Raw genomic sequence first — 12,298 nt, 5'->3', positions numbered from 1 at the left:
AAGGCGGCGGCGTAAACGGACTGGCACAGATAGGCGTGCATTATAATCAGGGCAACACCACGATGGGTCTGGACGCTTACAACTGGCGGGAAGACAGCGCCAGCGATAAGGGTCTGAATATGAACGTTAACGTGAGATTCTGATCGAAGCGTAATGCCACGAAAGCATTAAACAAGCAGGCTTTTGTATAATCCCCCGCCAAATTATTTTGAAGGGGGATTTTTTTATATGAGATTAGCCACCATCTTAATCTGGCGATAGCCGGTAGTGCGGCCTTACAATATATGTGGTTAATAATTAATCTTTGAATGTCTATAACTAATTGAAAAATAAATAAACATGTGGTTCTTCTCTTTTTATTTATTTTTTGTATAAAAAGAGCTTTACAGACGCTAGTGATAATGATTATTATTTACATGTTTTCAAGGGGCGGTCATTCATGCTCACCTCAAGAAAGCACGACATTGCTCACATTGCTTCCAGTGTTTATTTTAGCCAGCCTTGAGCTGGCTTTTTTTTTATCCTGATTTTGGGATGCCGCTCAACGGTCAGTTAGTGCTAAAATAGCGTCGGATTTCAGCGAACACATCGAAAACAGGCCCTATGGATATTAAACAGATCGACCTCATTTTTTCACTATTACAGCAAATGTGTGTCTATTTGGTGATTGCTTACCTGCTTAGCAAGACGCCTTTGTTTATTCCTCTGATGCAGGTCACTATCCGCCTTCCTCACAAGCTACTTTGCTATTTCACCTTCTCCATGTTCTGCATTATGGGTACCTACTTTGGCCTGCAGATTGATGACTCTATAGCGAATACTCGAGCGATGGGCGCCGTACTTGGTGGGGTTCTTGGTGGGCCTTCTGTGGGGTTTTTTGTCGGCCTCACCGGAGGATTGCATCGTTACTCTATGGGCGGGATGACCGCAACGGCCTGTATGTTATCGACCATTGCTGAAGGTTTGCTCGGTGGGTTGCTGCACAGCTATTTAATTCGCCGTAATCGCATGGATTTGCTGTTTCAGCCTTTAATGGTAGCGGCAGTAACGCTATTAGCCGAAGGCTTCCAGATGTTGATTATTTTATTAGTGGCCCGCCCGTTCTCTCAGGCTCTGCATCTGGTTAACGATATCGCTTTACCGATGATGATCGCGAATACCGTGGGTGCCGCGATGTTTATGCGGATCCTGCTTGACCGGCGGGCGATATTTGAGAAATACACGACGGCATTCTCGGCCAAGGCGTTACAGATAGCCGCCCGTTCAGAAGGGGTGCTGCGACAGGGGTTCAACCAGAAAAATAGTATGCGAATTGCCCAGATCCTCTACGAAGAACTGGGCGTCGGAGCCGTAGCCATTACCGACAGAGAGAAGCTGATGGCATTTATTGGCACCGGAGGCGATCACCATTTGCCCGGTACTGCGATTACTTCACACCACACGCATAAGGCAATTGAGAATAATCAGGTGGTTTATGCTGATGGTAATGAAGTGCACTATGCCTGTTCAATCACGCCAAACTGTAAACTGGGTTCGACGCTAGTGATCCCGCTGCGCGGAGAAGAGCAGATGGTTATCGGTACCATTAAACTGTATGAACCTAAGAGCCGGCTGTTTTCATCGATTAACCGGACGCTGGGCGAAGGCATCGCCCATCTTCTCTCCGCTCAGATCCTCACCGGCAGGCTGGATCAGCAAAAGCAGCTGCTTTCTCAATCTGAAATTAAGCTGTTGCATGCTCAGGTGAATCCACATTTTCTGTTTAATGCGCTAAACACTTTATCGGCAGTTATCCGTAAAGATCCGGGGCACGCCCGCCGTTTGGTTCTATCCCTTTCTACTTTCTTTCGAAAAAATTTAAAACGCAGTAATGATGAAGTCAGCCTGAGCGATGAGCTTGAGCATATTAATGCCTATTTGGAAATTGAGAAGGCGCGGTTTGCCGATCGTTTGACTGTGGATATGGATATCTCCGATGCCTTACTTCCGCTGTCGTTACCGGCTTTCTCCCTACAGCCCATTGTTGAAAATGCGATCAAGCATGGAACGTCGCAGATGTTGACCGAAGGCCGGATTATGATCCGCGGATACCTAGACGCTACCGACCTTGGGCGTGAAATGTTGGTTTTGGTTGTTGAAGATAATGCCGGGCTATATCAACCTAGATTGAATGGTGATGGCCTAGGGATGAATTTGGTCGATCGCCGTATTAAAAGCCGTTACGGCTATGAATACGGTATTACGGTTGAAAGCGAAAGCGAACGTTTCACCCGAATAACCATCAGGATCCCAATTGTGAATAAAGCCCTTGATGATGCCCATAGTCTATAAAAGGGAAAATTGCCAACCACTCAGGCGGTAAATTTAACCGCTTAATTGGTCAGGCTACCGCTTACACACATTCAACTTTGTCGTTTTTCAGAAACGGGTATGTTAGCGCTCGGAAAAAACCTCTAGGAGAACGACAATGCAACACGCGATTACTTTTGTTATCGCCACTCTTTGTATCCTTGCTATCACTTACCGCCTCTACGGCGTGTTTTTTGTGCGCAAAGTACTACAGGTGCGCGATAATGAGATTACGCCATCACATACTTTTGAAGATGGCAAAGATTACGTACCAACTAAGAAATGGGTAAACTTTGGTAGCCACTTTGCTGCAATCGCAGCGGCTGGTCCCTTGGTTGGTCCGGTATTAGCCGCTCAGTTCGGTTATTTACCCGGCTTTTTATGGCTATTGATTGGTTGTGTCATTGGCGGAGCAGTTCACGATACCGTGGTTCTGTTTGCATCAATGAAGCATCAGGGCAAATCTCTGTCTGAGGTTGCTAAATCTGAATTAGGTCCGATTGCTGGCTGGTGTACCGGTCTGGCAATGTTGTTTATCATCACGATTACTATGGCCGGTCTGTCCATGGTAGTAGTACATGCTTTAGATCGTAACCCTTGGGGTGCGTTTGCGGTGTTCATGACCATTCCTATCGCTATTTGCGTAGGCTTATGGGAACGTGTAACCGGTAAAATGCAGGGTGCCGCCTATGTGGGTATCGTTGCGATTATGGCGTGCGTGTTTATTGGTCCTTATATTCAGGGAACAGTATTCGGCGAGTGGTTGACGTTAAAAGCAACAACGGTAAGCCTGATTCTGCCTATTTATGCCTTCTTTGCAACGGCATTACCGGTATGGATGTTATTAACCCCTCGCGGTTACTTATCCAGCTTTATGAAAATTGGTGTGTTCGGTGCATTGGTTATCGGCGTTATTTTTATTAACCCTGAAATTCAATTCCCGGCGGTAACTGAGTTCATCCACGGTGGCGGTCCTGTTATTGCTGGTCCGGTATGGCCATTTATCTCTATCACTATCGCCTGTGGCGCTATCTCTGGTTTCCACGCCTTTATTGGTTCTGGTACTACACCAAAACAAATCGACAAATGGTCTGACATTCTACCGGTAGGTTTCGGCGCAATGTTAGCTGAGTGTGTGGTTGGCGTTATGGCGCTGATCGCGGCAACGTCTCTTCATCCTGCTGACTACTTTGCGATTAACTCTAGCGCTGAAGCTTGGGCAAAACTGGGTATGGAAGTGGTTAACTTACCGGTACTGAGCCAAGAAATCGGCTTAGACCTGTATGGTCGTACCGGTGGTGCGGTAACGCTGGCGGTTGGTATGACCGACATCTTTATCCGCGTACCGTGGTTCAGCCACTTAGCCTCTTACTTCTTCCAGTTTGTTATTATGTTCGAAGCGGTATTTATTCTGACTGCGGTTGACTCCGGTACTCGCGTAGCGCGTTACCTGCTGCAAGACTTCCTGGGTGACCTGTGGGCTCCGCTAAAACGTACTGACTGGTTGCCGGGTTCTATTTTCTGCAGCATTATCGCTTGTGCGCTGTGGGGATACTTACTCAACTCTGGCGACATTAACTCTGTGTGGGCTTTGTTTGGCGTATCTAACCAGTTAATGGCGTCGGTTGGTTTGATTATCGGTGCAACGATTATCTTACGCTTAGCGAAGAAACGCGTTTATATGCTGACCTGTATTATTCCTCTGGCTTACCTGTTTGTAACGGTAAACTATGCGGCTTACTGGATGATGAAAAACGTTTACTTCAATGCGTCAGCGAAGGGATACAACCTGTTTAACGGTACTATCTCTATTATTATGCTGGTCTTGGGCTTTGCGATTCTGTTCTCTGCGCTGGGTAAATGGCGTGAACTGCTGGCCCGCCCTCGCGGTTCACAGATCGATGACAGCGCAGCCGCAAGTAATGCTTAATTGCTGTTAGTTAAAAACAGTAACGTTTGAATATTCCAACCGGGCTTAAGGCCCGGTTTTTTGTGGGCGGATACTCAGCGGGATCTTCGATAAAATTAAAAGAATGTTGATTTTGGCGTGGGTTATCTTGCTAAATGTAGTGCTTGTAACATAGGGGGCACTGATTTGACGCTTGATAACCTAATTCAGATGACGATGAACTTTGTTCGTGACCACCAGATGTGGGGGCTGCCGGTTGTTTTCTTTTTGGCTTTCGGTGAGTCGATTACTTTTCTGTCGTTGCTGATACCGGCAACCGTTATTCTGCTGGGCATTGGGGCAATTATTGGCGAGAGCGGCATTGCGTTCTGGCCTTTATGGGGCTCTGCCGCTGCGGGTGCGTTTTTTGGCGACTGGATATCCTATTGGATCGGCTGGCGTTATAAAGAGAAAGTGGCTCATATGTGGCCTTTATCCCGTAATCCGCAAATGTTAGTACGGGGACAATACTTCTTTCATCGTTGGGGGGCTCCCGGCGTGTTTGTTGGCCGTTTTTTTGGCCCTTTTCGGGCGACGGTTCCGCTGGTGGCCGGCATTTGTGGTATGGAGCAAAAAACCTTTCAGGTGATTAATTTGGCTTCCGCCATGCTGTGGGGCTTTTTAATGCTAGCACCCGGTGCGTTTGGCTTACACTGGCTGGCTAAATATTTCAGCTTTTAATCGGATAGTTTTGCGGCACATTATGCAAAGTAAGGTAAAACTATCTGGACATTTATACAGTATTCTCTTACTTTTAACTGCTACGATGATTTTATGTCTGGAGGCGCGGTGGATACCAGTTTGATGATAGTTATCGCTGCAGCAGTGATAGGTTTATTAATGGGTGGGCTGATCTCGGCCATCTATAATCAGCGCCATAATTTACAGCAGGAAAGCCAAATTACGCTACTTTCCTCACAGCTTGAACAGTCTCGGTCAGATAATCAAAATTTACTTTCTGAACGCCAACAGCGCGCTCAAGAGCTACAACAGGGGCTGGTTGAACAGCGGGATTTACATTTCAGGCTGGCCACCCTTCAAGAGAAGAGCCAGCAGCAGCTGCTATGGCATGAAGAGTGCGAACGCTTAAATCAGGAGCTGAGAAGCCTCCAGAGTATAAATAGCGCTTTAGAGGCCGAACTTCGTGAGATGACAACCCGCCTTGAAGAAACCCGATTTGCCTCTGATGAAAAACAGCGCTTGCTGATTAGCAGCGAACAGCGCCTGAGTGTTCAGTTTGAAAATTTAGCCAACCGTATTTTCGAACAAAGCGGCCGTAAGGTGGATGAGCAAAACCGGCAAAGTTTAGACCGGTTGCTGGTGCCTCTGTGTGAACAACTAGACGGCTTTCGGCGTCAGGTTCAAGACAGTTACGGGCAAGAAGCCAAAGAGCGCCATACGCTGGCCCACGAAATTCGTAATCTACAGCAGCTAAATGCGCAGATGGCTCGCGAAGCTATCAACCTTACTAAGGCGCTGAAAGGCGACAATAAAACCCAAGGTAACTGGGGCGAGGTTGTCCTGAGTCGGGTATTAGAAGCCTCCGGTTTACGCGAGGGCTATGAGTATCAAACTCAGGTGAATATTCGTGGCGATGAAGGGAACCGCCAGCAGCCTGATGTGATCGTTCACCTTCCTCAGGGGAAAGATGTCGTTATTGATGCTAAAATGTCACTAGTCAGCTACGAACGCTATTTTAACAGTGACGATGAGCAGGAACGCAATCAGGCCCTCAGTGAACATATTGGTTCAGTGCGATCTCACGTTCGCCTGCTCGGGCGAAAAGACTATCAACAGTTGCCCGGCTTACGTTCCCTTGATTACGTACTCATGTTTATACCCGTAGAGCCAGCGTTTTTACTGGCTATCGATCGCCAGCCTGAATTAATCAGCGAAGCGCTGCAGCATAATATTATGCTGGTTAGCCCTACGACGTTGCTGGTTGCTCTGCGTACTATCAGTAATTTATGGCGCTATGAGCATCAGAGCCAGAATGCACAACAAATTGCCGATCGGGCCGCCCGGCTTTACGACAAGCTGCGACTGTTTGTTGACGATATGTCAGCGTTAGGCTTGAGTTTAGATAAAGCTCAAGATAACTATCGTCAGGCGATGGGCAAATTATCCCAAGGGCGTGCTAACCTGATTGGACAGGTAGAGAGCTTTCGCTCTTTGGGCGTTGAGGTCAAAAGGCCCATTAATCCAATAATATCTGAGCCGGCATTAGCTGAATCACAATCAGAAGCGATAGATAAACCCGAAGGTTTAGAGAATTGCTCTGATATATAAGAACAATAACAAAAAAGAGTTATATCAGTGGGTGGGTTATCGCCTATTTCTGATAAACTAAATCAATTCATATTGTAACAAGTCAGGCAGAAAAATGATGAAGGACTCGCAGGAAACAACGGACTTTGGTTTCCGCACTGTAGATAAAGATGAAAAAGTGGCTATGGTTGCAGACGTGTTCCATTCTGTGGCATCAAAATACGATTTGATGAACGACTTAATGTCGTTTGGTATTCATAGAATCTGGAAGCGTTTTACCATTGATTGTAGCGCCGTTCGTGAAGGTCAGAAGGTTCTTGATTTGGCCGGGGGTACGGGTGATTTAACGGCTAAATTTTCACGTTTGGTGGGTGAGAAGGGCGAAGTCGTTCTGGCCGATATTAACGATTCCATGCTGAAAATGGGGCGCTCTAAGCTACGTGATATGGGCATCGTTGGAAACGTTAGCTACGTTCAGGCTAACGCTGAAGCATTACCTTTTCCTGATAATTATTTTGACTGCATTACTATTTCTTTTGGTTTACGTAACGTGACCGATAAAGATAAAGCGTTGCGATCGATGTTCCGCGTGTTAAAGCCGGGTGGACGTTTACTGGTGTTAGAGTTTTCTAAACCGGTCATCAAGCTGCTTAACAGCGCTTACGATGCTTATTCGTTCCATATTTTGCCTAAAATTGGTGAAATCATTACGCGTGATGCAGGTAGCTATCGTTATTTGGCTGAGTCTATCCGAATGCATCCGGATCAAGAGACCCTAAAGAGCATGATGGAAACGTCAGGATTCGATAATGTTAACTACTTCAATTTAACCGGGGGAATTGTTGCTCTTCACCGCGGTTTTAAGTTTTAACGAAGGATAACTATGCTGTTTGTTCCCCTGATTGCTGGAGTGATAGAAACCTCTCTGAATAGATTGCTCTTTCGCGATCGCAGTATGCAGTCAGCCAGCTATCGGTTGTCAGGTAAAACCCTGAAGCTTAGCCTGCAAGAGCTATCAACGTCGCTGACGCTGGTTTTTAGCGTTAATCACCTTGACGTTGTCAGCCAGTGGGAACAGCCGGCTGATTGTACGCTGATTACCCGATTACCCACTCTGTTTTCCCTGCGCGATCGCCAGCGCCTGTCAGCGTTGCTTCGCGATGGCGAAGTCGTTGTTGAAGGCGATATGCAAGTTATGCAGCAATTTGTCACGCTGATCGATCTTGCTGAATGGGACCCGGCCGAATGGCTATCCCCCTACATTGGTGATGTAGCAGCAGAAACAATTAATCAGGGTATTCAGTCCGTTGGTCGTAAAACTAAGCATTGGATAGACCAAAAGCAGGAGTATTTAGCTCTGGCTATGACTGATGAGTGGCGACTTGCCCCCGGCAGATTAGAAGTCGTTCATTTTAGCGATGAGGCGCAAGCCCTCTCCCAACAGGTAGACTCTCTGGCACAACGAATAGACAAGCTGGAGAAAGCCCGATGACTCCGTCTGAGTTTTTGCGTTTTTACGCAATTATCCGCGTTTTTCTCACCCATGGTTTAGATGAGCTTATTCCTAAAATGCGTTTAACCTGGCCGCTAAGATATGGCTGCCGTGCGCTTTTCTGGATGAAGAATCAATATCCGGAAAAAGAGTTGGGCGAACGTTTACGTTTGGCACTGCAGACTTTGGGCCCGGTATGGATTAAGTTCGGGCAAATGATGTCTACGCGCCGGGATCTGTTTCCACCAGTGATTGCAGACCAACTGGCGCTATTACAAGATCAGGTTGCACCCTTTGACGGCGCTCTGGCCCGTGAACAAATCGAAGCCTCCATGGGGGGGGATCTTGAGCAGTGGTTTGATGATTTCGAAGTTCAGGCGTTAGCTTCTGCGTCTATTGCTCAAGTACATACTGCCGTTTTGAAAAGTAACGGCAGAGAAGTGGTGATCAAAGTTATCCGCCCCGATATTCGGCCGATTATTGAAGCCGATATTCGTTTGATGTATCGCTTAGCAGGGTGGGTTCCTAAGCTACTGCCGGATGGTCGCCGCCTGAAACCACGCGAAGTGGTATATGAATATGAAAAGACGCTGTTAGACGAACTCAATCTGCTGCGCGAAGCGGCAAATACTATTCAGCTTCGTCGTAATTTTGACGGCAGCCCTATGCTCTATGTGCCGGAAATATTCTCAGATTATTGCCACGAAAATGTGCTGGTCATGGAGCGTATTTATGGTATTCCGGTTTCAGACATTGCGGCGTTAGAAGCCAACGGTACTAACATGAAGCTGCTGGCTGAGCGTGGCGTACAGGTTTTCTTTACTCAGGTGTTTCGCGATAGTTTTTTCCATGCCGATATGCATCCGGGAAATATTTTTGTGAGTTACTCCACGCCGGATAACCCCCAATTTATTGGTATCGATTGCGGCATTGTTGGTTCGTTGAGTAAAGATGATAAACGCTATCTGGCTGGGAACTTTATCGCATTTTTTAACCGTGATTACCGAAAGGTGGCTGAACTACACGTGGACTCCGGCTGGGTTCCACCGGATACCAACGTTGAAGAGTTTGAGTTTGCTATTCGTACGGTATGTGAGCCTATTTTTGAAAAACCGCTGTCTGAGATCTCTTTCGGCCACGTATTGCTTAACCTATTCAATACTGCCCGCCGGTTTAATATGGAAGTTCAGCCACAGCTAGTGCTGTTGCAAAAAACACTATTGTATATCGAAGGCTTAGGACGTCAGCTTTATCCTCAGCTCGACCTGTGGACCACGGCTAAACCATTCCTTGAGTCGTGGATGCGGGATCAGGTTGGTATTCCTGCACTGATCCGGTCCCTGAAAGAGAAAACGCCGTTCTGGGTAGAAAAATTACCGGAATTGCCTGAACTGTTTTACAACAGTTTGCGGCAGCACAAAGAATTACAGCATAGTATTGATAAACTCAGTGTCCGGCTTTATGTCAAAAGTAAGAGACAGAATCAGTCTCGTTACCTTTTTGGGGTAGGTGCTACATTGTTAGTTAGTGCTACCATTTTGTTCTCAAATCATATACCGGTCTGGCCAACTTATTTGGCGGGCGCAGGTATTGCAGTTTGGGTAGTTGGTTGGATAAAAGCTGCTTAAAGAAAGTTACTGCAGCTTAATGAAACTGCCGTATACTACGGCAAAGATGGATTAATCCGTTATCTATAGAGGCTCATCACATGGCTGGAATTAGCATTTGGCAGTTACTGATAATTGTAGCGATTGTCGTATTACTGTTTGGAACTAAAAAACTGCGTACACTCGGTTCCGACTTGGGTGCATCTGTAAAAGGCTTTAAAAAAGCCATGGGTGATGATGAAACGACTGCCACTCCCGCAGCTAAAGAAGTACCACAAAAAGATCAAGACGCTGATTTTGATGTGAAATCAATTCAAGAACAGCAGCAGCCCGCGGTGAAAACCGAAGAGCAAAAGAGCCAGAATAAAGAGCAGGTGTAAGCCGTGTTCGATATAGGATTTGGTGAAATAGTCGTTGTACTGGTAATCGGTCTGATCGTCCTTGGTCCGGAGCGGTTACCGGTAGCCGTAAAAACGGTAACGGGCTGGCTCAGGGCAATGCGATCGCTGGCAACTTCTGTTCAAAATGAGCTGACTCAGGAATTAAAACTGCAAGAACTCAAAGAAGGCCTGAAGAAGGCTGAGAGTGCGGGCTTACAGAATTTATCTCCTGAGCTGAAGGCTTCAATGGATGAGCTAAAAGAGATTGCTAGCGGTATGAAGAACACCATTCAGAGCGATCTGAATAAGGTGGTTGAAACACCTGTGCAGCCATTGGTTCCAACCGCCGTATCGACACCCGTCAGTGAAACCACGATGGCAGCAGAGGTGAGTGAAACAGAGCATAAACCTGCTTTTGTTGAATCTACATCTACGCCCGTCGCTGATGAAGTGACCGCTAAACCGACACCAGTCTCTACTCATAAATCTGACAGTGAAACTTAATCCATGGCCGTAGAAGATACCCAACCGCTGATCAGTCATTTGATTGAGTTACGGTCCCGTTTATTGCGGGCGATAATCTGTATCCTCGTCGTATTTCTGGCGCTAGTTTATTTTTCAAATGATATTTACCACATGGTGTCTGCACCGTTAATGAGCCAGTTACCGAAAGGCTCAAGCATGATTGCAACTGACGTTGCATCACCGTTTCTAACGCCAATTAAGTTAACCATGATTGTTTCGGTATTTATTTCTGCACCTTTTATTCTTTATCAGGTGTGGTCTTTCATTGCTCCGGCGCTTTATAAGCATGAACGTCGGCTGATGATGCCGTTACTGTTTTCTAGTACCTTTTTGTTTTATCTGGGTATGTCGTTTGCTTATTTTGTGGTGTTCCCGTTAGCCTTTGGCTTTTTCGTTAAAACGGCACCGGAAGGAATATTAATATCCACCGATATTAATAACTATCTCGATTTCGTCATGGCTCTGTTCTTTGCCTTTGGCGTGGCGTTTGAAGTCCCGGTAGCCATTATCCTGCTGTGCTGGAGTGGTGTAACGACTAGCGCTGAGTTGAAAAAGAAGCGTCCGTATATTGTGGTAGGTGCTTTTGTTGTTGGCATGCTGTTGACGCCTCCGGACGTTTTCTCCCAAACGCTGTTGGCTATCCCGATGTGCATTCTGTTTGAAATTGGTCTTTTTTTCTCCCGGTTCTATGAAGGAAAAGGCCGTAACGCGGCTGCACAGAATGAAGAAGACGAACAAGAGAACGAGAACGAAAAACCTACGGTATAACCCGAATTAATATTTTATGATTCTTCAAGCCGCCTTTGGGCGGCTTGTGTATTTCTGGCCGGTGGTGATGCTTGGCCCAGCGGGCTTTTAACTTATGAAGGATTTTTAGATATGTTTGATATCGGTGTGAATTTGACTAACCGTCAATTTGCTCAGGACAGGCATGACGTGGTTAGCAGAGCCAAACTGGCCGGTGTGAATGGTATGCTGATTACCGGCACTAGTCTGAAAGAGAGCGTGGCGGCCAGCCAGCTATCAAGCGAGTATCCCGATTATTGCTGGAGTACCGCTGGCGTTCACCCCCACGATGCTTCCAGCTGGAACGATGATTGTGAGCAACAAATTTATCAGCTGGTTAAATTACCTCAGGTCGTGGCTGTCGGTGAATGCGGGCTGGATTTTAACCGTAATTTTTCAACGCCAGCGGATCAGGAAAAGGCCTTTAGCGCGCAGTTAGCAATGGCCGCTGAGTTGAATATGCCGCTATTTCTTCACTGTCGCGACGCCCATCATCGCTTTATTGAATTGCTCAAGCCTTGGTTATCAAAGGTTCCGGCCGCTGTGGTCCACTGTTTTACCGATAATCGTCAGGCGCTGGAGGCTTATCTTGCGTTAGGGCTGTATGTTGGGATTACCGGTTGGGTTTGCGATGAGCGCCGGGGGCTTGAGCTGCGGGAACTGGTGCCACTGATTGCGGCCGATCGGCTTTTGTTGGAGACCGATGCGCCTTACTTATTACCACGGGATCTCACGCCTAAACCTACCTCTAGGCGTAATGAGCCCGCCTATATGGCTCATATTCTTGAACAGGTCGCTAAGTTAAGAAATGAAGATCCACATCAGTTAGGCGAAATAACTCAGCAGAATGCCTATCGTTTACTCGGGCTGGTTTAAGTCGCGGGTATTGAAGCGTATTATGGCTGGTAACGAACAAGATTTTAGTTGGTGATTTTGGCGCTAG

The 12,298-nt window shown here is 46.7% G+C and carries 11 protein-coding genes; all 11 read left to right on the top strand.

All coding sequences use genetic code 11. The annotated features are described in order from the left end of the window. Window positions 1-603 precede the first annotated feature (603 nt). The 11 genes from GVI43_RS11805 (at window position 604) to tatD (ending at window position 12,231) form a co-directional block, all read left to right on the top strand. The gene (locus GVI43_RS11805) at window positions 604-2,331 is read left to right on the top strand and encodes a sensor histidine kinase (RefSeq protein WP_159567063.1); all 1,728 of its coding nucleotides are present in this window, start codon (window positions 604-606) and stop codon (window positions 2,329-2,331) included. A 136-nt stretch (window positions 2,332-2,467) separates the two neighbouring features. Continuing rightward, entirely contained in the window at window positions 2,468-4,279 is a 1,812-nt protein-coding gene (locus GVI43_RS11800; RefSeq protein WP_159567062.1) for a carbon starvation CstA family protein, read from the top strand. 165 nt (window positions 4,280-4,444) lie between these two features. After that, window positions 4,445-4,978 carry a DedA family protein gene (locus GVI43_RS11795; RefSeq protein WP_159567061.1) on the top strand — a complete coding sequence of 178 codons (534 nt, stop codon included), beginning with the start codon at window positions 4,445-4,447 and terminating at the stop codon, window positions 4,976-4,978. Between the two features lie 108 nt (window positions 4,979-5,086). After that, on the top strand, window positions 5,087-6,586 hold the full coding sequence (gene rmuC / locus GVI43_RS11790) for a DNA recombination protein RmuC (RefSeq protein WP_159567060.1): 1,500 nt from the start codon (window positions 5,087-5,089) through the stop codon (window positions 6,584-6,586). A gap of 94 nt (window positions 6,587-6,680) precedes the next feature. After that, window positions 6,681-7,436, top strand: coding sequence for a bifunctional demethylmenaquinone methyltransferase/2-methoxy-6-polyprenyl-1,4-benzoquinol methylase UbiE (gene ubiE / locus GVI43_RS11785; RefSeq protein WP_159567059.1), 756 nt, complete (start codon window positions 6,681-6,683; stop codon window positions 7,434-7,436). A gap of 12 nt (window positions 7,437-7,448) precedes the next feature. Further along, complete coding sequence (ubiJ, locus tag GVI43_RS11780) at window positions 7,449-8,057, top strand: ubiquinone biosynthesis protein UbiJ (RefSeq protein ID WP_159567058.1); 609 nt, start codon at window positions 7,449-7,451, stop codon at window positions 8,055-8,057. Next, the gene (gene ubiB / locus GVI43_RS11775) at window positions 8,054-9,685 is read left to right on the top strand and encodes a ubiquinone biosynthesis regulatory protein kinase UbiB (protein ID WP_159567057.1); all 1,632 of its coding nucleotides are present in this window, start codon (window positions 8,054-8,056) and stop codon (window positions 9,683-9,685) included. The genes ubiJ and ubiB overlap by 4 nt, the downstream gene beginning before the upstream one ends. An 80-nt stretch (window positions 9,686-9,765) precedes the next feature. Next, complete coding sequence (gene tatA, locus GVI43_RS11770; RefSeq protein ID WP_159567056.1) at window positions 9,766-10,044, top strand: twin-arginine translocase TatA/TatE family subunit; 279 nt, start codon at window positions 9,766-9,768, stop codon at window positions 10,042-10,044. Between the two features lie 3 nt (window positions 10,045-10,047). Then, window positions 10,048-10,548, top strand: a complete 501-nt coding sequence (tatB, locus tag GVI43_RS11765; RefSeq protein ID WP_159567055.1) for a Sec-independent protein translocase protein TatB — start codon at window positions 10,048-10,050, stop codon at window positions 10,546-10,548. A gap of 3 nt (window positions 10,549-10,551) precedes the next feature. Further along, the gene (gene tatC, locus GVI43_RS11760) at window positions 10,552-11,337 is read left to right on the top strand and encodes a Sec-independent protein translocase subunit TatC (protein WP_159567054.1); all 786 of its coding nucleotides are present in this window, start codon (window positions 10,552-10,554) and stop codon (window positions 11,335-11,337) included. Between the two features lie 111 nt (window positions 11,338-11,448). After that, window positions 11,449-12,231 (top strand): 3'-5' ssDNA/RNA exonuclease TatD, encoded by a 783-nt coding sequence (gene tatD / locus GVI43_RS11755; RefSeq protein ID WP_159567053.1) that lies wholly within the window; start codon window positions 11,449-11,451, stop codon window positions 12,229-12,231. The last annotated feature ends 67 nt before the right edge of the window (window positions 12,232-12,298 follow it).

Source organism: Budvicia diplopodorum (assembly GCF_009800925.1).
Classification (GTDB): Bacteria; Pseudomonadota; Gammaproteobacteria; order Enterobacterales; family Enterobacteriaceae; genus Budvicia; species Budvicia diplopodorum.
Note: the sequence above shows the minus strand (reverse complement) of the source record. Positions and strands in the feature narration are given on the sequence as shown.